The 23,829-nt window shown below is 67.1% G+C and carries 17 protein-coding genes; 7 read left to right on the plus strand and 10 right to left on the minus strand.

Annotated features, from left to right (window positions below; all coding sequences use genetic code 11):
- Window positions 1-54: 54 nt before the first annotated feature.
- Window positions 55-942: a 16S rRNA (adenine(1518)-N(6)/adenine(1519)-N(6))-dimethyltransferase RsmA gene (gene rsmA / locus AC1DRE_RS11825; protein WP_476984817.1), complete on the minus strand. Its 888-nt coding sequence runs from the start codon at window positions 940-942 to the stop codon at window positions 55-57.
- Between the two features lie 60 nt (window positions 943-1,002).
- Between rsmA and AC1DRE_RS11830 the strand changes: the two genes are divergently transcribed.
- Window positions 1,003-2,037: an AAA family ATPase gene (locus AC1DRE_RS11830; RefSeq protein ID WP_476984818.1), complete on the plus strand. Its 1,035-nt coding sequence runs from the start codon at window positions 1,003-1,005 to the stop codon at window positions 2,035-2,037.
- Window positions 2,038-2,256: 219 nt separating this feature from the next.
- On the opposite strand, the gene AC1DRE_RS11835 is transcribed toward AC1DRE_RS11830, so the two are convergent.
- The gene (locus tag AC1DRE_RS11835) at window positions 2,257-3,435 is read right to left on the minus strand and encodes a ubiquitin-like domain-containing protein (RefSeq protein WP_476984819.1); all 1,179 of its coding nucleotides are present in this window, start codon (window positions 3,433-3,435) and stop codon (window positions 2,257-2,259) included.
- Between the two features lie 271 nt (window positions 3,436-3,706).
- A complete protein-coding gene (locus AC1DRE_RS11840; protein ID WP_476984820.1) occupies window positions 3,707-4,594 on the minus strand; it encodes a TatD family hydrolase in 888 nt (295 codons plus the stop codon).
- A 176-nt stretch (window positions 4,595-4,770) separates the two neighbouring features.
- Here AC1DRE_RS11840 and AC1DRE_RS11845 point away from each other — a divergent pair, with 176 nt between their 5' ends.
- The 3 genes from AC1DRE_RS11845 to AC1DRE_RS11855 are packed head-to-tail and all read left to right on the plus strand — an operon-like array spanning window position 4,771 to window position 9,805.
- Window positions 4,771-5,886: an AAA family ATPase gene (locus AC1DRE_RS11845; RefSeq protein ID WP_476984821.1), complete on the plus strand. Its 1,116-nt coding sequence runs from the start codon at window positions 4,771-4,773 to the stop codon at window positions 5,884-5,886.
- Between the two features lie 14 nt (window positions 5,887-5,900).
- Complete coding sequence (locus tag AC1DRE_RS11850) at window positions 5,901-7,292, plus strand: DUF58 domain-containing protein (protein ID WP_476984822.1); 1,392 nt, start codon at window positions 5,901-5,903, stop codon at window positions 7,290-7,292.
- Window positions 7,289-9,805 (plus strand): transglutaminase TgpA family protein, encoded by a 2,517-nt coding sequence (locus tag AC1DRE_RS11855; RefSeq protein WP_476984823.1) that lies wholly within the window; start codon window positions 7,289-7,291, stop codon window positions 9,803-9,805. The genes AC1DRE_RS11850 and AC1DRE_RS11855 overlap by 4 nt, the downstream gene beginning before the upstream one ends.
- Before the next feature lie 34 nt (window positions 9,806-9,839).
- Here the strand turns inward: AC1DRE_RS11855 and AC1DRE_RS11860 are convergent, their stop codons facing one another.
- Window positions 9,840-11,339, minus strand: a complete 1,500-nt coding sequence (locus AC1DRE_RS11860; protein ID WP_476984824.1) for an NAD-dependent succinate-semialdehyde dehydrogenase — start codon at window positions 11,337-11,339, stop codon at window positions 9,840-9,842.
- 155 nt (window positions 11,340-11,494) lie between these two features.
- Window positions 11,495-12,370, minus strand: a complete 876-nt coding sequence (rsmI, locus tag AC1DRE_RS11865; protein ID WP_476984916.1) for a 16S rRNA (cytidine(1402)-2'-O)-methyltransferase — start codon at window positions 12,368-12,370, stop codon at window positions 11,495-11,497.
- 186 nt (window positions 12,371-12,556) lie between these two features.
- Between rsmI and AC1DRE_RS11870 the strand changes: the two genes are divergently transcribed.
- Window positions 12,557-14,263 carry a dolichyl-phosphate-mannose--protein mannosyltransferase gene (locus AC1DRE_RS11870; RefSeq protein WP_476984825.1) on the plus strand — a complete coding sequence of 569 codons (1,707 nt, stop codon included), beginning with the start codon at window positions 12,557-12,559 and terminating at the stop codon, window positions 14,261-14,263.
- A 94-nt stretch (window positions 14,264-14,357) separates the two neighbouring features.
- Window positions 14,358-16,187 (plus strand): AMP-dependent synthetase/ligase, encoded by a 1,830-nt coding sequence (locus tag AC1DRE_RS11875; RefSeq protein WP_476984826.1) that lies wholly within the window; start codon window positions 14,358-14,360, stop codon window positions 16,185-16,187.
- 133 nt (window positions 16,188-16,320) lie between these two features.
- Here AC1DRE_RS11875 and AC1DRE_RS11880 read toward each other — a convergent pair whose 3' ends face one another.
- Together AC1DRE_RS11880 and AC1DRE_RS11885 are read right to left on the minus strand one after the other, a co-directional pair.
- On the minus strand, window positions 16,321-17,526 hold the full coding sequence (locus AC1DRE_RS11880; protein ID WP_476984827.1) for a TIGR01906 family membrane protein: 1,206 nt from the start codon (window positions 17,524-17,526) through the stop codon (window positions 16,321-16,323).
- Window positions 17,527-17,677: 151 nt separating this feature from the next.
- Window positions 17,678-18,670, minus strand: a complete 993-nt coding sequence (locus AC1DRE_RS11885) for a stage II sporulation protein M (protein WP_476984828.1) — start codon at window positions 18,668-18,670, stop codon at window positions 17,678-17,680.
- Window positions 18,671-18,740: 70 nt separating this feature from the next.
- Here AC1DRE_RS11885 and AC1DRE_RS11890 point away from each other — a divergent pair, with 70 nt between their 5' ends.
- Window positions 18,741-19,550, plus strand: a complete 810-nt coding sequence (locus AC1DRE_RS11890) for an RDD family protein (protein WP_476984829.1) — start codon at window positions 18,741-18,743, stop codon at window positions 19,548-19,550.
- Between the two features lie 10 nt (window positions 19,551-19,560).
- Here the strand turns inward: AC1DRE_RS11890 and AC1DRE_RS11895 are convergent, their stop codons facing one another.
- From AC1DRE_RS11895 to ahcY, 3 genes are all read right to left on the minus strand, one after another.
- The gene (locus AC1DRE_RS11895) at window positions 19,561-20,790 is read right to left on the minus strand and encodes a L,D-transpeptidase (RefSeq protein ID WP_476984830.1); all 1,230 of its coding nucleotides are present in this window, start codon (window positions 20,788-20,790) and stop codon (window positions 19,561-19,563) included.
- A 119-nt stretch (window positions 20,791-20,909) separates the two neighbouring features.
- Window positions 20,910-22,154 (minus strand): L,D-transpeptidase, encoded by a 1,245-nt coding sequence (locus AC1DRE_RS11900; RefSeq protein ID WP_476984917.1) that lies wholly within the window; start codon window positions 22,152-22,154, stop codon window positions 20,910-20,912.
- Between the two features lie 141 nt (window positions 22,155-22,295).
- Complete coding sequence (gene ahcY / locus AC1DRE_RS11905) at window positions 22,296-23,774, minus strand: adenosylhomocysteinase (protein WP_476984831.1); 1,479 nt, start codon at window positions 23,772-23,774, stop codon at window positions 22,296-22,298.
- Window positions 23,775-23,829: the final 55 nt, after the last annotated feature.

The following is a 23,829-nucleotide window of genomic DNA, read 5'->3' on the forward strand; positions in this document are numbered from 1 at the left end:
GGCTCCAAGCATGCACGCTGGCAGCGACGCACAATGCGGGAGCGGCATCCGGCCTCAAACCTGCTGGGCCTGGCGGGCTTCGGCGATCCGTGCGAACGCTGCGATATCGATCACTTCGCCCCGGGCGGTGGGATCAACGCCCGCCGCCAGCAGGCAGCGCTCGGCAACAGCCGCGCTTCCGGCCCATCCGGCCAGGGCGGCCCGCAGGGTCTTCCGGCGCTGGGCGAAAGCGGCGTCGATCACGGCGAAGACCTGTTCGCGGGTCGCCGACGTCACCGGCGGCTCCCGGCGCGTGAAAGCCACAAGCCCTGAGTGGATCTTGGGCGCCGGCCAGAAGACGTTCATACCGATGACGCCGGCCTTGCGCATGCTGCTGTACCACGCGGCCTTCACGGACGGCACACCGTACGTTTTGGATCCGGGGCCGGCAGCGAGCCGGTCCGCCACCTCGTCCTGGACCATGACCAGGCCGTGCCGGAGGCTCGGGAAGTGCTGCAGGAGGTGCAGGACCACCGGCACCGCCACGTTGTACGGGAGGTTCGCCACAAGCGCTGTCGGCTCAACGGGAAGTTCTGTCACCCTCATGGCGTCCGCCAGGACCAGGTGGAAATCCTTGACGGCGTCCGGCCGCCACTGCTGCACGGTGTCCGGCAGCTTGGCCGCAAGGACCGGGTCAATTTCGACGGCGACAACAGACTTGGCGGCGTCCAGTAGTCCCAGGGTGAGTGATCCCAGCCCGGGACCGACTTCCAGGACGGTCTCATCGGAGTGGATGTCCGCTGCGGCCACGATCCGGCGGATGGTGTTCCCGTCGATGACGAAGTTCTGGCCCAGGGTTTTCGTGGGGCGGACTCCGATCTCCTCGGCGAGCCGGCGGACATCGGAGGCGCCCAGCAGTGGTGCGGGCGCGGTGCCGGAGGCGGCGGGAGTCGGTTCAGTCACCTAGGTATCCTATCCCGTGGGCCTGCGGCGGCTGTGCCGGTCGAGTACTACAGTGGATGCATGGCTGCCAGCCGCAATCCGCTCGACGACCTGCGCGAAACCATCGGCCATCTGACCGATCAGCTCAGGCTGCACGGTTCGGAGCGCGTCGACGACCTGGTCGGCGATCTCCTCGGTGCGAGGCCCGGGCCGGCCCGGCCGCTGTCCGAGGTGCAGGCCGAGCTCGACGCGCTGGTCGGACTGGAGACCGTGAAGGAACAGGTGCGGGCCCTCGTCGCACTGCTCCAGGTCCAGGCCCGCCGTAAGACGCACGGCCTGCCGGAGGTGGCCACATCACAGCATCTGGTGTTCCTGGGAAACCCTGGCACGGGCAAGACCACCGTGGCGCGGCTCCTGGCCGAGATGTACCGCGCGGTCGGTCTGCTGCAGAAAGGCCACCTGGTCGAAGTCGACCGTTCGGGCCTGGTGGGGCAGTACGTCGGCGCGACCGCCATCAAGACGGACCGGGTGATCCGGCGTGCGCTGGACGGCGTCCTGTTCATCGACGAAGCCTACGCGCTGGCCCCGGAGGACGGCCGGACGGACTTCGGCCCCGAGGCGATCGAGGTCCTGCTCAAGCGGATGGAGGACCACCGCCACCGCCTGGTCGTGATCGTGGCCGGGTACCCGCGGCTGATGGAGTCCTTCTTGCTCTCGAACCCCGGGCTGCGCTCCCGGTTCGCCCGCGAGATCACGTTCCCCGACTACTCCGTCGACGCACTCCAGACGATCTTCCACCAGATGCTGGCCCAGCACGAGTACACGCTGGAGCCGGGCGCGGACCAGATGCTGCGCCGCATCCTCGCCGGGCTCCACGCGGGCGAGGACTCCGGCAACGCACGGTTCGCCCGCACGCTGTTCGAGCAGGCGCTCAACCGCCAGGCGCTGCGGCTGTCGCTCGACGAGGAACAAAGTCTAGACGCGCTCGATCGTGAGGCCGTCATGACGCTCACCGCGGACGACATCGCCGAGGCCGCGCTGGCCTTGGGCGAGGAGCCGGAGCCGGAAGCGACGCCGGAACCGGAGCGGTCACGCTGGTGGCGCTGGCTGGTCTGACCGGATCTGCGGCGGCTGCCAGGCGAAGGCCCGTCGCGCCCCCGAGCGTGCTGCTCCTCAGGCAACGAACCGCCCTTTAACCTGAAACTGCTCCCCGTACGTTGGAACTGAATTTTCAGTCCAACTTACGGGGAGCAGTTCAATTCCGGACCCGGCCTTCGATTCCCCCGTGGCGGTGGTCAGCTGCCGCGGCGGAGTGCTGGACTGCGGGGACGGCTGCTAGCTGCTTGCTGCCCAGCCGCAGCCCCAGGGCGAGAGGCCGCGCTGCGCGTAGACGCGGTTGGCGATATCGATCTGCTGGGCCTTGGTGGCGAGGCTGGCGTTGGGTGCGTACGCGCCGCCGCCGGCACCGATCCAGGTCTGGATGTCGAACTGCAGTCCGCCGTAGTAGCCGTTGCCGGAGTTGATGGACCAGTTACCGGTGGATTCGCACTGCGCGATCTTGTCCCACATGGCTTCGTTCATCATGGTGGGTGCTGCTGCACCGGTGTTCGCACCGGCGGCTTCGGCCGCGGGCTTTTCCTTGGTCCCGACCGCCACTTTTTCGGTCACGGGCTGCACGGAAACGGTCTCGGAGACCAGGGTCCGGGAGGCTTCGCGGCCGTCCACCAGCACCAGTTTGAAGTTCTTGTCCACCTTGCCGGGGACACCGGCCTGGGTGACCTTCTTCTCGCCCACGAACAGGTCGGCGCTTTCGGAACTGAGCGTCTCGAAAGGAACCTCTTCCGTGGTGGCGGCGGTCTTCGAGGAATCAACCCGGGAAACCTTGATCGCCATGTCATTGACCACATGGGCGTTGCGGGGCTGGGAGAGCCGGTCGCCGGCACCGACGGTGACTCCCGCGTCCTTGAGGACATCGGCCACGGTGGCTGCAGTGGTGGTGGTCTTGGATGCCTTGCCGTCCGCCAGGATACTGACGGTCTTCGGCGTGGAAATGGACACGAAGGATCCGGAGACGGCCAGCTGGGCATCCTTGGGCACGGACACTTCCGAGGCGCTGGCGACGCCCAGTTCGGTGACGAGTCCTTCGACGTTGGCCGAGGTGGTGTTGATCGTCTTCTCAGCGCCGTCGAGGCTGATCTTCACGGCCTTGGCGAGGTTGACGTTGATTACTGAGCCGTTCTCCACGCGGGCGTCCGCCGACGGGGATACCCGGTCTGCGCCCTGCAGCTCCACCTTGGCACTCTTGACCACTTCGCCCACGGTCCCGCCGAAGGTCTGGACGGAACTGACTTTTCCGTCCACGTTCAGGGTGACTGTCTTGTTGTTGCCTACGAAGGCCACGAGGCCCAGCACGAGTGCGGAGAGCACAACCAGCTGGGCGCCGACCTTGACGAAACTGAATTTGCCGCCCGAAGTGAAGAAGTTGACCACGATTGCCCGTAACTCTAGGACCATCCGGGCACGGGGAAAAACGCACATCACCCACCGACGCAAACACCCTCAGGGCAACTCCGGACATGGTCCGGATGTTTGCAGCAGACGTGTGCGCCGCCATACTCAGCACTGCATGGGCCCGCCGCTTTCGCAGGCCCGGAACTGAGTCAAATTATCCGAAGGCCTTCCCCGACCCCGGCTAATAGTTATCCACTGTAACCGAAGCGTTATAAAGCAACCAAGATTTTGTGCATACCTGGTATTCCTGACTGTTGCCTGAGCGGGGCCGCGGTCAGTCCCAGGATCCGTATGCCCGCAGGGAATTTTCGGCGATTTGGGCGCAAAGGCCGGACAGCTCGGTGCTTGTCAATTCCGCCATGGTCCGGACCGTGTGAGGGATCAGGTAACTGGCATTGGGGCGGCCGCGGAACGGATGCGGGGTCAGGAAAGGCGCATCCGTCTCCACCAGGACCCGGGCGGGGTCGGCAATTGCCAGCGCAGCACGCAGGTTGGCCGCGTTCTTGAACGTCACAGTGCCCGCGAAGGACATGTACCAACCTTCGCTGTTGCACGTCCGGGCCAGTTCCTCGTCGCCGGAGAAGCAGTGGAACACCACCCGTTCCGGGGCGCCCTCTTCGCGCAGGACCTGGACGACGTCGTCATGGGCGTCGCGGTCGTGGATCTGCAGCGTCAGGTCCAGCCGCTTGGCGATGTCGATGTGGCGGCGGAACGAATAGCGCTGATGTTTCAGCCCCTCCCCCTCCGTACGGAAGAAATCAAGGCCCGTCTCGCCAATGGCGCGGATCCGGGGATGCGAGGCCAGCTCTTCGATCTCGGCGAGCGCATCCTCCAGTTCGCCGCGCTTCGCGTAGTCCGGAGCGTCGTTGGGGTGGATCGCCACGGCGCCGAGCAGCCGCGAATCCAGCTCGACCGCCCGCACCGTGAACCTGGAGGATTCAAGGTCGCAGCCAACCTGCACGGCACCCTGGACGCCCACCGACGCGGCGACGTCCAGTGCCGCGGACACGTCCACGGCCACGTCGGCGTTGGGAAAGTCCAGGTGCGTGTGGTTGTCCATGACCGGGACGGGCAGCGGCTCCGGCGCCGGCGGATAGCCGTGCCGGCCGGAGCCGTCGCTTCCGGGCGCACGAAACGGGACTGGCGTCAACGGGGTGTTCATCCTTCTACCCTAGTCGTCCAGGGCCCCCGGCTCCTGCCCGGGAAATACCGGAACTCTCTGTCAGGTCCGGCAGTTGTGTTAGTAGTCTGGTAGGCATACGGGCGAACGCCCGGCGGCGGGCGCCAGCAGTTACTTTGCCAACCCGTCCAGGCTTCCCCAGGGCTGAAAGGCTGTCGATGGATTCCCACAGACGCACCACAGTAGACGAAGCACTCCCGGAAGGGCAGAGCTTCCCTGGCGGTGCGGGAATTGTCGGAAACCAACTGAACGGACTCAAGCCGCCGGCCATGGAAGCCGAAGCCTTCCACAACGCCAGCGAGCGCATCCTGTCCGCCATCAACACCGTGATCGATGGCAAGGCGGAGGCCGCGAAGCTTGCCCTCACGGTCCTCCTGGCCCAGGGGCACCTGCTGCTGGAGGATGTTCCCGGCGTGGGAAAGACCCTGCTGGCAAAAACACTCGCCCGCACCATCGACTGTTCGGTCAGCAGGATCCAGTTCACTCCGGACCTCCTGCCGTCCGATGTCACCGGCGTCTCCATCTACAACCAGGCGTCGCGGCTGTTCGAGTTCAGGCCCGGCGCCGTGTTCGCCAACATCGTCATCGGTGACGAGATCAACCGCGCCTCGGCAAAAACCCAGTCGGCGCTCTTGGAATGCATGGAGGAACACCAGGTCACCGTGGACGGGGACTCGTACAAGCTGGATGAGCCCTTTATGGTGGTGGCCACGCAGAATCCCATCGAGATGGAAGGGACATACCCGCTGCCTGAGGCGCAGCGGGACCGGTTCATGGCCCGGATCTCCATGGGCTATCCGGACAAGGACTCAGAGATTGAAATGCTGGAGACGCACCAGGCGACGTCGCCGCTGACCCGGGTGACCGCCGTCGTCACCTCGGCCGATGTGGCGGCCATGATCGCTACCGTCCAGCGGGTCTACGTTTCGCAGGCGGTCAAGGAATACACCGTGTCCATCGGACGCGCGACGCGCGAAAGTGCCATGCTCCGCCTTGGCGCCAGCCCGCGGTCCATGCTCCAACTCCTGCGGGCGGCGAAGGCCACCGCTGCCTTGGAGGGCCGGGACTTCGTCCTCCCCGACGACGTCGTCAGCGTTGCCGAATCCGTGCTGGCCCACAGGATCATCCTTGACCGCAAGGCCGCCAGCACGGGGGAAACCCCCCACAGCGTCGTCCGCAGCATCCTGGCCAAGCTTCCGGTGCCGCAGGATATGTCCATGCAGTCGCGGGGTGCCGGCCAGCGCAGCGGCCCGGACCTGCGGCACACCCGTTAGCCGAAGGCGCCACGATGGCCCTGACGGACAGGCTTCCGGCACACCTCTTCAGCCCGCGCGGCTGGGGGCTGCTGGCCGCGGGCGTGGTTTCGCTCCTCGCGGCCCAGGTGATGGGCCGCCGGGACCTGCTCACGCTCGGCATCCTCCTGATCGTCCTGCCGATGGTCTCCCTCGCGGGGATCCGCGTCCTCAAACCCAGGTTCAAGGTGTACCGCGAGTTCAACCCCGCCAGCGTGGAAACGTCCTCCACCACCACCGTGCGGCTCGCCGTTGCGCGGACCGGAATGGCCACCGGCCAGGTGATCATGGAGGAACACCTTCCGCCGCGGTTCGGCGACTCGCCGGCCTTCCGGTTCCCGGCCCGCTCCGCCGTCGGCGGGACCAGCCGCTATGAATACCACCTCCGTTCCGGCAAACGGGGGCAGTTCGTCATCGGCCCGGTGACGGCCGAGTTCACGGACCCCTTCGGGCTCTCGCTGCACCGCCACGCGATCGACGACGGCGACACGCTGACCGTGACGCCCGCCGCCGTCGAGCTCCCTGCGACCGGGCTCGCCGGCGCGCGCGGCAACGACGGCGTCACGGCCACCCGGATCCGTGCGAATCCGAGCGACGACGACGTCATGACCCGCGAATACCGCCACGGAGATCCGATGCGCCGGGTGCACTGGGCTGCGACGGCCAGGCACGGCGCCCTGATGGTGCGGCAGGAGGAGTCGGTGACCACACCGGAGGCCACCATCATCCTCGACCAGCGGTGGGCGGCGTTTGCGCGCGGACCCGGGGCCGCCTTTTCCGCCACCTCCGGCGAGGACGGCCACGACCTGGTGACCAGCGACACGTTCGAATGGGCCGTTACAGCGGCCATGTCCGTCAGCGCCCACCTGGCGGAACGCAATTATGCCCTGCGGTTCCTCGATCCCGCGGGAGAACCGGCCTTCCTGCACTCGCCTTCGGCGCCCGAACCCGAAGCGGAGGAATACACCGGGTCCGGCGGCCTGCAGTCCATTGCGGAGAGCCTGGCCGCCATCCAGCTGACCGGCGCCCATCATGGTCCGGCGCCTGAATCAGGCCTGCACCCCTTCGACGACAGGCTCATCGACAAGCTCTCCGCCCACCGGCAGCGGGGCCCCATCCTGGCCATCCTCGGACATCTGCAGGCCGCAGAGGCACGCTCCCTGTCCGCCGGCGCGGGGTTCGGGGCCAACGCGTTCGCGATTGTCGTCACAGACCATCCGGGCGAGTGCCAGGCCGCCCTGGAATCGCTGCGGTCCGGCGGCTGGCGGGCTGTGGCCGTTGCCCCCGGCACATCAGTGCCGGCGGCGTGGTCCTACTTCGACCAGCGCGATGCGGCAGCTGCCACGGCCGCCGCGGATGTCCGCCGCGGCACGGGAGTGAGCCGATGACCCTGGCTCCCCAGCGGCGCTCCGGTACGGACACGGGCCGTACCCCTGAAGTCCTGGCACCGTCACCGGCCCCGTCCGCACAGTCGCGCCGGGTTGGCGCGCACCCCTGGGTGATGGCGGCCGCCGTCGCCGTATCTGTTGCCGGCGCCGCGCTCTCCCTCAACGGGGTACTCCGGGGCTGGGCCTGGTACGTGCCGGTGCTGACCACCGTCTGCGTTGTGGCCCTGGCCATGGCGGTCCTGCGGTCGCTGCGCGCCCAGCCCTTCCTGGTGGCACTGGGAGGCTTTGCCTCCCTCGTCTTCATCCTGACGTTCACGTTCTTCCGCAGGGACAGCATTGCCGGCTTCATCCCCTCCGGGGACACCATGGCGCAGCTGGGCCGGTACCTGCGGCGGGCAAGCGAGACCGTCCTGGCTGAAAGCTCCCCGGTCGCGCCCAACGCCGGCATCGTGCTGGTCACGTGCGCGGTCCTCGGGCTGGTGGTCATCCTGGTCGACGCCCTCGCCGTGCCGCTGGCCCTGCCGGCAACCAGCGGGCTGGGTCTCCTTGCCGTCCTGGTGGTGCCTGCCATGGTCAAGCCGCAGAGCGTCGGCCCGTGGGGGTTCGCCGCTGCCGCCGCAGGGTACCTGATGATCCTGGCCTGCAGCCAGTGGTTCGCCCCGGACAACCGGACCACGGCCGACACCGCCCGCAACCCCGGACAGTTCCGCCGGGCGGCACTCACCGGCGGCATGGCGCTGGTCATCCCCCTCCTCCTCCCCCTCGCCGTTCCCGGCTTCGACCAGGGCACCTTCCCGCAGGGTTCCCGGCTGAATCCGTGGGGTTCGTCCACCGGGCTGAACCCGATGATCAGCCTGGGCAACAGCCTGCGGAGTCCGTCCGGCGACGGGCGCATCACTTACGCCTCCAACGCCAGCCGCCCGCAGTACCTCCGCTCGGTCACCGTGGACCGGTTCGACGGCGATTCCTGGTCACCGGACGACCGTGACGCTTCCCGCCGGGTGGGGGTTGGCCGGATGGACGTCGGCTACGAGGTTCTCGCTGACGAGCAGGTCCGCACGGTGACGGCGATCGACACCGGACGTTTCACCAGCCCGTACCTGCCGGTGCCCTACGCTCCGGACTCGGTCAATGGCCTTGACGGACGGTGGAGCTGGGATCCGGCCACGTTGAGCATCAAGGGCGTGGACACCAACACGCGCAATCAGCAGTACGTGGTGCAGTCAACTTCCCCGCGGCTCACGCCGGAGCTGCTGGCCGGGTCATCGGCGCCCGTGCGCGGGATCTCGGAGGAGTTCATCCGCCCGCCCAACAACGTGCCGGACATCGTGCGCACTACGGCGGACACCGTGACGCAGGGAAGCCGGACTGCGTACGCCAAGGCCATGGCCATCCAGAACTACCTGCGCTCCGTGGAGTTCACCTACTCCCTGCAGTCCCCCGTCCAAGGCGGCTACGACGGCAACGGCCTCTCCGTCCTGGCGGACTTCCTGACGCAGAAGAGCGGCTACTGCATCCATTTCGCCTCTGCCATGGCCGTCATGGCCAGGCTGGAAGGAATTCCGAGCCGCATCGCCGTGGGCTACGCCCCCGGCAGGTCCACCGGTGCCACGGTTTCGGTTCCCGGGCAAGGGGCCCTGACTGAATACGAAGTTGATTCCAGGGACGCCCATGCCTGGCCCGAACTCTACTTCCAGGGCCTCGGCTGGGTTGCGTTCGAACCCACCCCGTCGCGTGGCGTGGTGCCGGACTACGCGTCTCAGGCCTCCACGCCGGGCGGAGCCAGCACCAACGAAAACAACGACGGCCTCATTCCGTCCAACGCCGCAACCCCGGGTGCAACACCGGGCGCCACGCCCGTGCCGCTGCCCGGGCTGGACTCCTCCGGTGAAGCCGGACACACGCTGAGGCTGCCGCTCTATGGGGCTGCCGGCATCCTGCTCCTGGCCCTGCTCGCCGCCTCACCCCGGATGGTGCGGGCCGGGCTGCGCTCCCGACGGCTCAGGGGCCCACCGTCCCCCGGCGGCAGCATGGCCGCCTCGGCCTGGGCTGAACTGCGGGACCTCGCCACGGACTACGGCCTGGCTCCCGGCATCAGCGAAACGCCCCGGCACTTCTCCGGCAGGCTTCGCGAATCGGGTGCACTGGGCGGGCCTGATGGAGCGGACGACGCCGGTGCACGGGCGGTTGCCTCGATCACCGCTGACTTTGAACGCCAGCAGTACGGCCGGCCTGCCGGCATTCCCGAAAGTGCCGGATTGGCCGGCGAACCTGCCGCCGCGGTTTCGGCTGCCGACAGGATAGCCCGGACGCAGGCGTCCCTACGGCGGCACTCCCGGCTGCCCCAACGGCTCCGGGCGGAGTGGCTGCCGCCCTCGGTCATGAATCGCTGGGGCCTCATAGCCTCGGCGCCCTTCCGGGCAATCTCGCGTCCCGCCGCCAAACTGGGGCAGGCCGCCGCGCGGTCCTGGCGGACGGTGCGCGACGGCCTGCGACGCCTGCGACAGGGCTAGCCTGCGCCGGAGAACTGCTTAGCCAGCGAACTGCCTAGCTGGCGTAGGGGTCGGCGATGCCGATGTACTGGGTGTAGAGGTATTCCTCGATGCCCTCGAGGCCGCCTTCGCGGCCCAGGCCGGACTGCTTGACGCCGCCGAACGGTGCAGCAGCGTTGGACACGACGCCGGCGTTCAGGCCCAGCATGCCGGTCTCGAGGCGTTCGCCCATCCGGATGCCGCGGTTCAGGTCCTTCGTGAACACGTAGGCGACCAGGCCGTATTCGGTGTTGTTCGCCAGCCGGATCGCGTCGTCCTCGGTGGAGAAGGTGATGATCGGCGCGACGGGTCCGAAGATTTCCTCGGACAGGATCCGGGTGCCTTCGGTGACGCCGGTGAGGATGGTGGGCTGGTAGAAGTAGCCCGGCCCGTCCACCGGCCCGCCGCCGGCCACGGCCACGGCCCCGGCGGCCACGGCATCGGTGACGAGCTCGTGGACCTTGTCCCGGCTCTTCGCGTCGATCAGCGGACCGACCTTGGAGTTCGCTTCAGTGCCGCGGGCGGTGGTCATCTCCGCCATCTTCGCGGCGAACTTCTCCGCGAACTCGGCCGCGACGGACTCGTGCACAATGAACCGGTTCGCCGCGGTGCAGGCCTCGCCCATGTTCCGCAGCTTCGCCAGCATCGCCCCGGCGACGGCGGCGTCAATGTCGGCGTCCTCGAAGACCACGAACGGGGCGTTCCCGCCGAGCTCCATCGAGGTCCGCAGCACCGTCTCGGAGGCGTCCGAGAGCAGCCGGCGGCCTACTTCGGTGGACCCGGTGAAGGAGAGCTTCCGCAGCCGCTGGTCCTTGATCAACGGCCCGGTGGTGGCGCCGGCCGTCGAGGTCGGGATGACGTTCAGGACACCGGCGGGCAGGCCGGCTTCCTGCATCACGGCGGCGAACAGCTGCGAGGTCAGCGGGGTCAGGTTCGCGGACTTGAGGACCATGGTGCAGCCGGCGGCCACCGCGGGGGCGATCTTCCGGGTGGCCATGGCCAGGGGGAAGTTCCACGGGGTGATCAGCAGGCACGGGCCCACCGGTTTCTTGGTGACCAGGAGCCGGGATTTGCCGTCCGGGGAGACCGAGTAGCGGCCGAACGCGCGGACGGCTTCCTCGGAGAACCAGCGCAGGAACTCGGCGCCGTAGGTGACCTCGCCGCGGGCCTCGGCCAGCGGCTTGCCCATCTCCATCGTCATCAGCAGCGCGAAGTCCTCGGCACGGGCGGTGACCATTTCGAAGGCGCGGCGCAGGATCTCGCCGCGTTCACGGGCCGGGACCTGCGCCCAGGAATCCTGCGCGGCGGCGGCCGCATCCAGGGCGGCCCTGCCGTCCTCCGGGCCCGCGTCAGCGATGCTCAGCAGGACCTTCCCGGTGGCGGGGTCCTCGACGTCGAACGTCTTACCGGACGCCGCCGGGCGCCACTCGCCGTTGATCAGCAGTCCGGTCGGAACAGAAGCGAGCAGCTCGCTCTCGCGCTCCGCAGTAACGGTGGGCTGTGCAGTTACAGTCACGATGACTCCCTCGTCAGCAATTGGTGTTGGGGATGGGTTCAGCTCTCGGCTGCTTTAAAGCCACGGTACTGCCGCGCGCTCCGGAGCGTCTATGCATGCGCGCACTATGCACTTCAGGCTTTGCTGTGCAGCTGCACAAGCTCCGGCCCCGGATTCTAGCGGGCGGCCAGGACCGCGGAGTAGAGCTCCCGCTTGCTGACTTTGGCGTCCTCGGCCACGGCAGCCACGGCCTCCTTCAGCCGGATTCCCTGCGCAATCAGGCCGTTGACGGCGGCCACATGGTCCTCGGGTTTGCCGGGTTCCCGCTCCGGCGCGCCGCCCACCACGACGGCTATTTCACCGCGCACTTCGTTGGTCTCTGCCCACAGGAGAAGTTCACGCAGCGAGCCGCGGATTACCTCTTCGTACGTCTTGGTCAGCTCACGGCACACGGCAACCGGGCGGTCCGGTCCGAAGCGCTCCCGGAGCGCGCGCAGCATCGGTTCAAGCCGGTGGGGCGCCTCGAAGAACACCATGGTCCGCCGCTCGGCGTCGAGATCGGACAGGCGGGAGGCGCGTTCCCCCGCCTTGCGGGGAAGGAACCCTTCAAAACAGAACCGGTCCGTGGGCAGGCCGGACAGCGCGAGGGCCGTCAGGACCGCGGACGGTCCCGGCACCGCGGTGACCGTCAGTCCGGCCGCCACCGCACCTTCAACGAGCCGGAAACCCGGATCCGAGACGGCGGGCATTCCGGCGTCGGTCACCATCACGATGGTTTTCCCGGCGCGCACCTGGTCCAGGAGTTCGGCGGTCTTCACCGCTTCGTTGTGCTCGTGGTAGCTGATCACCCGCCCGCCCACAGTGACCCCCAGGTTCTGCACCAGGCGGTGCAGGCGCCGGGTGTCCTCGGCGGCGACAATGTCCGCCGTGGCGAGGAGTTCAACCAGGCGCGGGGACGCATCGCCAACGTTGCCGATGGGGGTCGCCGCAAGCACGATCCTGCCGGGCTGCCCTGCCGCGGAGCGGACCGCCGGTTGACTGGCCGCCTCCACGGCTTCCTCCGCGGGACTCGCCGCGGCACCCTCCGCGCCGGACAGTGTCGCGGACTGTGTCGGACCTGCTTCTTCGGAAGTGCTGACGTCATCGGAGCCGCTGGCGCGGGAAGTGCTTAGTTGTTGATCCACACGACCAGCCTACTGCTGGCGGGCTCTTCCAGCCCCAAAAGGTAGCATGGGCACGTGACGCAGACCTCCGTACCTCCTGTCGAGGCCGACTCAGCCGGCCCGGCGCAGCCGGCATCCGGGACATTGGGACGAAACCTCGAGGGGCACCGGTGGATCCGCCGGCCGCGGGAGGCCTTCACGGAATGCGCCCTCCAGGAACGGCTGCTCGGAACCATCCGCAGCTGGCGGGACTATCCGCCGTCGCTGCGGCTGTGGTTCTGGCTGATTCCGGCCATCACGGCGGCGATCGGCGGCGTCCTTCGTTTTGTCCGCCTGGAGGTTCCCCGGAACCTGGTGTTTGACGAGACGTACTACGTCAAGGACGGCTATTCGCTCCTGGTCAGCGGCTACGAGCGGAGCTGGCCGGACAAGGCCAACGAATCCTTCGTGGCAGGGAATCCTGAAGTCATCCTGCCCTCCCCGGAGTACGTGGTGCACCCGCCCGTGGGCAAATGGATGATCGCGGCAGGAATGTGGCTGTTCGGCCCGGACAACCCCTTGGGCTGGCGGTTCGGCGCGGCGCTGACCGGGACCCTGTCTATCCTCCTGATCGCCCTGATCGCGCAGAAACTCTTCCATTCGCTGACCTTGGGGGCCGTGGCCGGCCTCCTGCTGGCAGTGGACGGCCACCACCTGGTGATGTCCAGGACCTCCCTGCTGGACATCTTCCTGATGTTCTGGATCCTCGCTGCTTTCGGTGCGCTCCTGATGGACCGCGACGACGGCCGGCGGCGGCTGGCCGCGAAGCTGGGCCTCGAGTCCGCCGCTGCCTCGGACGGCAGGCCCTCGGTGCTTCAGCTGGTTTCCGGACCGTGGCTAGGTGTCCGCTGGTGGCGTGTGACGGCCGGGATCTGCCTGGGCCTGGCCGTCGGCACCAAGTGGTCCGCCCTGTTCTTTATGGCTGCCTTCGGGCTGCTGACCGTCTTCTGGGACCTGAGCGCACGCCGGATCGCGGGGATCCGGGGCTGGATCAGCGGCGGCATCATCAAGGACGGAATTCCCGCCTTCCTGAGCATCGTCCCGGTTGCCGCCCTGGTGTACGTGTCCACGTGGGCCGGCTGGTTCCAGTCGAAGGATGCGTACTTCCGCCACTGGGCCGACACCAACCCCTCGGCCCAGTGGGGCTGGATCCCGGGGCCGCTGCGGTCCCTGGCCCACTACCACCTGGAAGCCTACAAGTTCCATCAGGGGCTCAGCTCCGACCACCCGTATGAGGCCAGCGCCTGGAGCTGGCTGGTGATGGGGCGCCCCACGTCGTTCTTCTACGAGTCCCCCAAGCAGGGAAGCCCGGGCTGCGACGTTGCCAGTTGCACGTCGGCCATCCTCTCGGTGGGCAATCCCCTGATCTGGTGGAGCGCCACGGTTTCGCTGGTGGTCCTGCTCTTCTGGTGGGCAGGCCGACGCGACTGGCGGGCCGGTGCCGTCCTGGCGGGGGTCGGCGCGGGCTACCTCCCGTGGTTCATGTATCCCGAACGGACCATGTTCACTTTTTACGCCGTGTCCTTCGAACCGTTCCTGGTGCTCGCCCTGACGTATTGCCTGGGCCTGGTTCTGGGACGACGGGAGGACCCGTTATGGCGCCGACGCTCCGGGCTGTACCTGGTGGTGCTGTTTGTGGCCGGCGCCGTGGTGCTCTCGGCATTTTTCTACCCCATCTGGACGGCGGAAATCATTCCTTACCAGGACTGGCGGTTCCGGATGTGGATGCCGTCCTGGATCTAGGGCAGGATTGCAGGGGTGCCGCGTGCGGCGGACCCACGAACGAGGGAACGCGGCACCGGGAAATCGAACCACGGATCCGGAACGGAGACTGGCTGTGAGAGAAGCAAGCACTGAACTGCTCGTGGAGCTGGATCAGGACAGCAACGTCACGGACCTGCTGCTCGGGCAGCAGGCCAAGGACCCTTCCCACGCCGTGTACTCCCGCAAGGGCCCCAACGGCTGGGTTGACGTCCCGGCCGGGCAGTTCCTGGATAAGGTCAGGGCACTTGCCAAAGGACTGATCGCCGGAGGCCTGGCACCGGGCGACACCGTGGCCGTGATGTCCGGAACACGGTACGAGTGGACCCTCGTGGACTTTGCCATCTGGTTTGCCGGCGGCGTGACCGTTCCCGTTTATGAGACCTCCTCGGCTAGCCAGGTCGAGTGGATCCTGCACGACTCCGGCGCCCGCAGGGTGTTCGTAGAGGACCGGGCCAAGGAGGAACTGGTGGCCGGCGTCCTGGCGGACTCCGAGCTGCTCGGCAACGCTGTGCTGACGGTTGTGCGGATGGACGACGACGGCGGCGCACCCAACCTGGCGAGCCTCGCCGCGGCAGGCACCGGGGTCACCGACGCGGAGCTGGAGCGGCACCGCAGCACAGCAGGCCTGGCCGACGTGGCCTCGCTGGTTTACACCTCCGGGACCACCGGCAAGCCCAAGGGCTGCGAGATAACGCACGGCAACTTCGCCCTCGTGGCCGCCAACATTGTGGAATTCCTGCCTGAGCTCCTGCGGCAGGAGGGTGCCCGGACGCTGATGTTCCTCCCGCTCGCCCATGTCCTGGCCCGCGCCGTCCAGGTGGTGTGCCTCAGCGCCGGAGTAACGCTGGGCCACACTTCCGGTGCCGCCCAGCTGCTGGAGGATCTGGCCACCTTCAAGCCCACCTTCCTGCTGGTGGTGCCCAGGATTTTTGAAAAGGTCCATGCGGGTGCCAGCCATAAGGCAGACCTCGCCGGAAAGACGCGGCTGTTCGCCGCCGCTTCCGCTGTGGCCATCGATTATTCCAAGGCCCTCGACGCTGCGGCCCGCGGAAAGGGCGCCGGGCCCGGCCTCGTGCTCCGCACCAAGCACGCTGTCTTTGACCGGCTGCTCTACCCCAGGCTCCGCCAGGCATTCGGCGGCCAGGTCAGGTACACCGTCTCCGGCGCCAGCCCGCTGGGCTCCAACGACGCGCACTTCTTCCGCGGCGCAGGAATCCCCGTGCTCGAGGGCTACGGCCTCACCGAGACCACGGCCCCGTGCACCGCCAACACCCCGTCGCTGACCAGGGTAGGCACGGTGGGCATCCCCGTGCCCGGGACCACCATCCGAGTCGCGGACGACGGCGAGATCCTGGTCAAGGGCATCGGCGTCTTCAAGGGCTACCACGCCAACGAGGCCGCCAACGCGGAAGCGTTTGTGGACGGGTTCCTCCGCACCGGGGACCTCGGTTCGCTGGATGAGGACGGATTCCTCACCATCACCGGCCGCAAGAAGGATCTCCTCGTGACCGCCGGCGGCAAGAACGTGGCACCCGGACCGCTGGAGGAAAAGATCCGGGAGCATCAGCTCGTGGCGCAGGCCGTGGTGGTGGGCGACGGTCGACCGTTCATTTCAGCGCTGGTCAACCTCGATCCGGAAGGCCTGGAAAACTGGTGCTCGGCCCGGAAGATTCCGGTCATGGGAGTTGCCGAAGCCACCTCCGATGACCAGGTCCGCGAAGCTGTGCAGGGCGCGATCGACCAAGCCAACCAGCTGGTGTCCAAGGCGGAGTCCATCCGCAGCTTCGCTCTGCTGGATACTGCATTCACGGTTGAGTCAGGCCACCTGACGCCGTCGCTGAAACTCAAGCGGGCCGCCGTCGTCAGCGACTTCGAGGAGCACATCGACAGGCTGTACCGCTAACACCGGGCAGTCCGCGGCACCCGGCACGGCGGCGGACAAAACGGAACGGGGCACAAGACAACGGAAGGCGACCGGCACGGGTGCCGGTCGCCTTCACCTTTGTGTTCTGCGCCGTTTCACACAGCGCGGCTGCCTACACCGCGGCTGTTTCGTCCTGGGCTGTCCCGTCCTTGGCAATGCCGCGGCGCTTCCTGGTGGGCCAGGTAAGGACCAGCGTCACCACGGAGGCGATCAGCACGAGGGCTCCGATTACGATCCCGGCATCAACCCAGAACTGTCCCGGGAAGAGCCGGATGAGGGTGTCTTCCAGGGCGAACGTCCAGGTCCCGCTGGCGAAGAAGATCCGGTGGAATTCCGTAAAGAACTGCTGCCAGCCCAGCGCTGCAAGTGTGCCCAGCCCAAGGATGATCACGAGGGTGGTGATGGAGCCGGCGAACAGGCCGCGCCGGACTCCCCCGGTGCTGCGGCGCCGGAGGTAGATGATGGCAATAATGGCCAACAGGATCAGCAGCGTGCCCCCGGCAAAGGCGGACAGGATGACCAGTTTGACGTCGGCCATGTGGCTGACTTCGCCTTCCTGGAACAGCGGATCGCCGCTGCGGTTGACGAGCTCGCCGAGATACCGCGGACCGGACCAGTTGCTGAGGTAGTCCACCGCATAGGACCCGTACGTCATGCGGTCATCGGTGCTGAAGCCGTAACCATCGCCGGGGAAACCGGGCCGGTTGTATTCCACCCACAGGAACAACGGGCTGGTGACAGCGCGCACGGCAAGGACCAACAGGATCACCGGGTAGAAGGCAGCCAGCAGGACCTGCATCACGCGGGGCAGGACGGGCTTGGTGTTGGCAGCGTGCTCGCGCTCAGCGTTCCGGCGCTCCACCTCATCCTGCGGCGGGCGCACCTGGAGCGCCGAGGTGGGGAGTGGTTCCCGGAAGTGCGTCCCCCTCCCCTGCGGCTCGGAGACTGCGGGCTCGCCGGCGGCCTCCGCTGCTTTGCGGTCCGCGCGGCTTCCGGCCTGGGGCGGCGCGGCAGCCGGCGGCGTTCCGGTCCGGGATGTAGCGGCCTGGCTTGCAGCGTTCGGGGATGCAGCGGTCTGGGCCGTCCCGCCCTGGGAAGGCCCGCCCTGGCGTACCGAGGTACCGGCGGACGCTGCCGGCTGGTCCTTGGCAGCGTCAGGGGCCGTCTTTCCGGCCGGGGCTGCTCCCTTTGCCGTTGCCGCTGTGCCTGCCCCCGCAGCGGCGGGCTTCATCCAGTCGAACGCGGGTTCGTCAGTGTCATCGGCGGGATCCAGATGCGGATCCTGCCGATTCGGCGGGGTGGGAGTCTTCTCAGTCACTGCAGCTTCACTTCCGTAGGCGTCCGCGCTGCCCTGACACCGCCAGGCAACGCTACTTTATCTCCAGATGAGCCTACCGTCAGGCACTGCATGGCGGGAGGTGCCACCCCGTTCCGCACCGGATTCAGGCGGCGGGATTCAGGAGCGGGAATCAGGCAGCCAGGGCGGTGTAGCCGGCATCCGCGCTGTCCAGGTCGCCACTGGCCCCGGAACGGTAGGCGCGCCGGCCCCAGACAAGGACGTAGGTCCAGTACGCAGCGAGCACCGCGGCGCCGATTCCGATCTTCGCCCATACGGGAAGGCCGCTGGGTGTGACGAACCCTTCCACGAGGCCGGAGACGAACAGCACCAGGACAAGTCCCAGTGCCACGGTGATCAGGGAACGTCCTTCCGCCGCGACGGCCTGGCCCCTGGTCCGCGGCCCCGGCGAAACCAGCGCCCAGAAGATCTTCAGCCCGGCCGCGCAGGCAATGAACACCGCGGTGAGCTCCATCAGCCCGTGGGGAAGGATGTAGCTGAAGAACACATCCGATTTGCCGACGGCGGCGAAGACGCCTGCCGCGACACCCACGCCCTGGGCATTGCCAAACAGGATCATGGGAACCCAGAAGCCGGTGATGCCGAGGGCCACTGCCTGGGCTGAGATCCACGCGTTGTTGGTCCAGACGGCACCGGCAAATGAAGCGGCTGGATTCTCCGAGTAGTAGTCGATGAAGTCTTTTTCGACGTACTGCTTGATGGTGGAGTCCGATCCGAGGGCCCGGAGCGCTTCCGGTGACGTGGCGATCCACAGCGCGTACGCGCCCGCGATCAGGCAGAACGCCAGACCGCACCAGACGGTAAGCCAGCGGAGCCGGTAGAACGCCGCCGGCAGCGCGATAACGAAGAACCGGGCCAGGTCGTCCATGAAGTTGGACCGTGCCCCGGTGAAGCGGGTGCGGGCCTGGGCAAGGGTGGCCGACAGCGTGGCGGAGAGCCCGCTCTCCGGTGCAACGGAGCGCAGCAGGGACAGATGCGAAGACGTGGCCTGATAAAGGCGCAGCAGTTCGTCGGCCTCGCTCCCGTTGAGCCGCCGTTTGTACGCCAGCACGTAGAGCCGCGCCCATTTGTCCCCGTTGACCGCGGAGAACGCATCGATGTCCACGGCACTACCCTAGCGCGCCCGGATTAGACTGTGAGCGTTCGTAGGTGGCGTGTAGGGACGGGGACCCGGCTTGAGCTCAATCATCACAGGTGAAGCAGTTGTACTGGAGCTGCGCCCGGCGTCGTTCGCGGCACGGGCTCTGGGCGTGATTCTGGACGTCATCGCCAACATAGTCCTCCTCCTTGGAATGATGGCAGTGATTGCGTCCGCCTACAGCGACCTGGACGGAGCGGCGGCGCGCACTTTGGTGCTGGTCAGCGTGGTTTTCTGCTTCGTGATCCTCCCCGTGGCGGTGGAGACCCTCACCCGGGGCCTGTCGCTTGGCAAGCTGGCCGCCGGGCTCCGGATCGTGCGGGACGACGGCGGCGCCATCCGCTTCCGCCACGCACTGATCCGTGGCCTCATTGGATTCCTGGAGATCTACATGACGTTCGGCGGGCTGGCCATCGCCGTCGCGCTGTTCAATGACAAGTCCAAGCGGCTCGGCGATGTTGTCGCAGGAACCTACTCGCTCCGGCGTCGGGTGCCCGCGGAACCGCCGTTCGTCCCGTTCGTTCCTCCGCATCTGAGGTCTTGGGCAGCGCTGGCTGACATCGGCCGGATACCGGACGCCGTAGCCCGCCGGGCCGCGCAGTTCATCCGCCAGGGCGGCCGGATGTCGCCGTCGTCGCGCGCATCAATGGCGGCGTCGCTGGCCAACGAGGTTTCAGCCTGTGTGGCCCCGCCGCCGCCGGTCGGCACAGGCCCGGAAGAATACCTGGCGGCAGTCCTGGTGGAGCGCCGCGAGCGTGAACTGACGAGGCTGAGCCGGGCGCGGGCACGCAGTACCGGTGTGGGGGAACGGCTAAACCGCATCCCCTATGGCCGGGACACGCTCTAGGCCGCAGGCGCTATCGCTTGGCGTACTGCGCCCAGGGAATGTTCCAGTCGCCGTAGCCCTCGAGCGGCTCCACCGGCGGGGCGCCCGTATTCAGGGTCTGAACGACGTCGCCCGTCTTCATGTTGTTGAAGAACCAGGCCGCGTCCGCCGGCAGCAGGCCGACGCAGCCATGGGAGACGTTGGCCCTGCCTACGTAGCTCCAGGCAGACTCCAGCGCCTGGTGGACGTAAACGCCGGAGGAGGTCAGCCTGTTGGCGTATTCCACGGTCAGCGGCGGGTAGTAGCCCTTGTCACCGGGCTTGAGGCCGATGCTGCCGGCATTGAACTTCGAGTGGCGTTGCTGTTCCATGATCACCGCGTACCCGGTGGGTGAGAGCCACTCCGCGTCGCCCAGGGTCACGGGGGCGGTCTTCACCAGCTGGCCGTCAAAATATACGTTCATGGTTTTGGTGACATCATCCACGACGGCCACGCGCTGCGGGCCGACCTTGAAACTGACTTTCGTGTCGACGTTGCCGACCATCTTGTTCCCGAAATCCACTCCGAACAGCTTCAGGTCCACAGTGACCTGGCTTCCGGAGGCCCAGAATGCCTCCGGCCGGATGCGTACGCGCTGGTCGGAATACCAGCGCCAGGCGACCGCCTGGCCCGAAGACGCCGTGACAGTAACGGCCTTCTCCATGGCTTCCTTGTTCAGGACCGGCTCGGAAAAGACGATTTCGATAGGCTGGCCCGATCCCACGGTGGATCCGTTTTGCGGGTACACGGCGGCGTCGGCCTCGTTGGCCGTGGCCACCGTGGTGAACGTCTGGGTCTTCTTGGTTTCGCGGCCCGCCTGGTCCACGATCGTGAACGCGTACTCGTAGTCGGCGTCGAACTCCAGGGGGTCCATGGCGGTCCAGGTGGAACCGTCGGCGCTCAGGGTGCCCTTGACCGGCTCGCCGCCTGCGGTTGCCAGGACGACGTCCTTCACCGTTCCGTTGACCGCTTTGACGGACGGTGCGACGGCGGGGTTGACTCCCGCAGCGCCGTCCGTGGGGGTCACGCCGAGCTCCACGGCCTTGACGACCGGCGCAGCCAGTCCCGGTTCGTTGCGGATCGGGCTTGAAGACTCGGGCTGGAAAACGGTCTCAGCCCAGCTGGGGGCCGTGGCAACGCCGATGCCGCCGGCAGCCACCGCTGCGCAGATGGCGGCGACGCCGAGTATCTTCATGGTTTTACGCTTGCGGACTTCAGTCATGACCTTCTCCATGTCCCCCGACAGGCCTCTGATCAGCCCCATACCGTCTCGGTCTCATTCAGTGGAGCGCCCTTCAGCTCCCAGCACTGACCAGACGATTTTACCGCACGGCGGGCGGGTCAATTGGCGTACTGGGGCCAGGGGATGTTCCAGTCGCCGAATCCGTCGTCGAAGTTGGCGTTCTCGCCCTCGGTGTTGACCACTTGGACGACGTCCCCGGTGGTCATGTTGTCGAAGACCCATTTGGCGCCGTCCGGGCCCAGCCCGATGCAACCGTGCGACAGGTTGGCCACACCGAGGTAGGGCATCGCGGAGTCCGTGGCCTGGTGGATGAACTCTCCGCTGGGCGTGAGGCGCGTGGCGTAATTAACGTCAAGCTCGCCGTAGTAGGCCGGGTCGTCCGGCTTCAGCCCAATGCTGGAGGCAGACATGTGCTCCACGCGGTACTTCTCCATGAACACAAGGAAACCCCGGGCCGACGGGAACCGGGTGTCACCCATGGTCGCGGGCCACGAGCCCGCCGGTTTGTCATTAACGCTCACCGAAAAGGTATGTGCCGTCGCGTCGGCGACGGCGACTTTCTTGTCGCCGACGTGGACCGTGACCTGCTTGTTGAAGTTTCCGATCTGCCCGTTGCCGAAATCGATGCCGAACAGCTGCATGTCCATGGTCACCGTGCTGTTGGCGGCCCAGAAATTCTCGGCCCGGTACCGCACCATGCTGTCGCTGAACCAGTGGAATGCGCCCGCCTGGCCGGACGTCGAGGAGATCTTGATGGCCTTCTCCACTGCATCCTTGTTCAGCACGGGTTCGCTGAACGTGATCTGCAGTGGCTGCGCTACGCCAACCTTCATGCCGTCCAGCGGGTAGACGGCGGCATCCGCTTCGTTGGCCGTCGTCACAGTGGTGAACGTGCGGGTGTCATTGGTCTTGCGGCCTGCAGCGTCGGTCACCACGAAGTTGTAGGTGTAGCTGCTGTTGAACTGCAGGGGGCCGGCGGCTGACCAGCCGGTTCCATCCGGGCTGAGGCTCCCCTCGACGGCTTCCCCGTCGCTGTCCGTCAGGGCCACGCGATCAATGCTTCCGTTGGTGACGCGGAGCGACACCGGCGCTGCCGGGTTCACCTGCTGTGCACCGTCTGCCGGGGAGGCCGCAAGCTGCACCGGCGCCACCACCGGTGCCGCCAGTCCCGGCGTCGAACGTTCAGCGGAGCCGGCCTCGGATTCAAAGGCGGCGCGGCCGGAACCCGGGGCGACGGCCGCGAAAACTCCCCCACCCGCGGCCAGCAGGCAGAGTGCTCCCAACAGGAGCACCTTCCTGGTGGTGGTCCGGTGTTCCCGTGCCGTCACGGCCCGGGGACCAATGCAGTCGTCATGGTTCCAGCCTAGGCCACCCACCTTGGAGTTCACGGGGAAACCGGCAACACAAGGGTCACGAAGAAGGGCCCCGGATCTCGATCCGGGGCCCTTCGGGTTCAGCCTTCTGCCGGGATGGCAGCCTCAGTCCTAGTAACGGTAGTGTTCCGGCTTGTACGGGCCCGCAACGTCCAGGTCCAGGTACGAGGCCTGCTCCTTGGACAGTTCCGTCAGCTCGACGCCCAGGGCATCCAGGTGCAGCCTGGCGACCTTCTCGTCGAGGATCTTCGGGAGTACGTAAACCTGGTTTTCGTACTCCCGCTCCCCTTCGGGCTGGTCCCGCTTGGTGAAGAGTTCAATCTGCGCGATGGTCTGGTTCGCGAACGAGTTGCTCATCACGAAGGACGGGTGGCCGGTGGCGTTGCCCAGGTTCAGCAGGCGGCCTTCGGAGAGGACGATGATGGACCGCTCGTCCGCAGTATCGGCGTCGAGGACCCACTCGTGCACCTGCGGCTTGATTTCAACCTTCTTGATGCCCGGAATCCGCGCCAGGCCGGCCATGTCGATCTCGTTGTCGAAGTGGCCGATGTTGCCGACGATCGCCTTGTCACGCATGCCGGCCATGTGCTCGGCCATGATGACGTCCTTGTTCCCGGTGGTGGTGATGAAGATGTGTCCTTCGCTGAGGACGCTCTCCAGCTTGGCCACCTGGTAGCCGTCCATGGCTGCCTGCAGCGCACAGATCGGATCGATTTCGGTGACAATCACGCGGGAGCCCTGCCCGCGGAAGGCCTCCGCGGCGCCCTTGCCGACGTCGCCGTAGCCGCAGACGACGGCGACCTTGCCGCCCATCAGGACGTCCGTGGCGCGGTTGATGCCGTCCGGCAGCGAGTGGCGGATGCCGTACTTGTTGTCGAACTTGCTCTTGGTCACCGAGTCGTTGACGTTGATGGCCGGGAAGAGCAGCTTGCCCTGCTCAGCCAACTGGTACAGGCGGTGCACGCCGGTGGTGGTCTCTTCCGTGACACCGAGCAGGCGGGAGCCGATGCGGGTCCACTTCTGCGGGTCCCGTGCGAGGGAGGCCGTCAGCACGTCAAGGAAGACGCGGCCCTCGTCGGACTCATCCTCCCCTGCGGCCGGCACGGATCCGAGGGCTTCGAACTCGACGCCCTTGTGCACCAGCATGGTGGCGTCGCCGCCGTCGTCGAGGATCATGTTCGGGCCAAGGTCCGGGTTGCTGTCGGCGCCGGGCCAGGTGAGGATCTGTTCGGCGGTCCACCAGTATTCCTCGAGGGTCTCGCCCTTCCACGCGAACACGGGAACACCCTGCGGGTCCTCAACCGTGCCCTTGCCCACCACAACGGCGGCTGCGGCTTCGTCCTGGGTGGAGAAGATGTTGCAGGAAGCCCAGCGGACCTCGGCGCCCATCGCGGTGAGGGTTTCGATCAGCACGGCGGTCTGGACCGTCATGTGGAGGGATCCGGCAATCCGGGCGCCCTTGAGCGGCTGGCTGGCACCGAACTCTTCGCGCAGGGACATGAGGCCGGGCATCTCGTGTTCCGCAAGGCGGATCTGGTGGCGGCCGGCCTCGGCCAGGGAGATGTCGGCAACCTTGTAGTCGAAAGTCATGTGAGTCCTTGTGTTGTATCCGGGGAAATTTTGGAACGGAGGGAAGACGCGGCCC

Source organism: Arthrobacter sp. P4_H3 (genome assembly GCF_056400885.1).

What these genes read in the sequence shown, in the direction of transcription:
- AC1DRE_RS11830 (WP_476984818.1), top strand. Translation starts at nt 1,003, where the DNA reads ATGGCTGCCAGCCGCAATCCGCTCGACGACCTGCGCGAAACCATCGGC.
- AC1DRE_RS11835 (WP_476984819.1), bottom strand. Translation starts at nt 3,435, where the DNA reads ATGGTCCTAGAGTTACGGGCAATCGTGGTCAACTTCTTCACTTCGGGC.
- AC1DRE_RS11840 (WP_476984820.1), bottom strand. Translation starts at nt 4,594, where the DNA reads ATGAACACCCCGTTGACGCCAGTCCCGTTTCGTGCGCCCGGAAGCGAC.
- AC1DRE_RS11845 (WP_476984821.1), top strand. Translation starts at nt 4,771, where the DNA reads ATGGATTCCCACAGACGCACCACAGTAGACGAAGCACTCCCGGAAGGG.
- AC1DRE_RS11850 (WP_476984822.1), top strand. Translation starts at nt 5,901, where the DNA reads ATGGCCCTGACGGACAGGCTTCCGGCACACCTCTTCAGCCCGCGCGGC.
- AC1DRE_RS11855 (WP_476984823.1), top strand. Translation starts at nt 7,289, where the DNA reads ATGACCCTGGCTCCCCAGCGGCGCTCCGGTACGGACACGGGCCGTACC.
- AC1DRE_RS11895 (WP_476984830.1), bottom strand. Translation starts at nt 20,790, where the DNA reads ATGACTGAAGTCCGCAAGCGTAAAACCATGAAGATACTCGGCGTCGCC.
- ahcY (WP_476984831.1), bottom strand. Translation starts at nt 23,774, where the DNA reads ATGACTTTCGACTACAAGGTTGCCGACATCTCCCTGGCCGAGGCCGGC.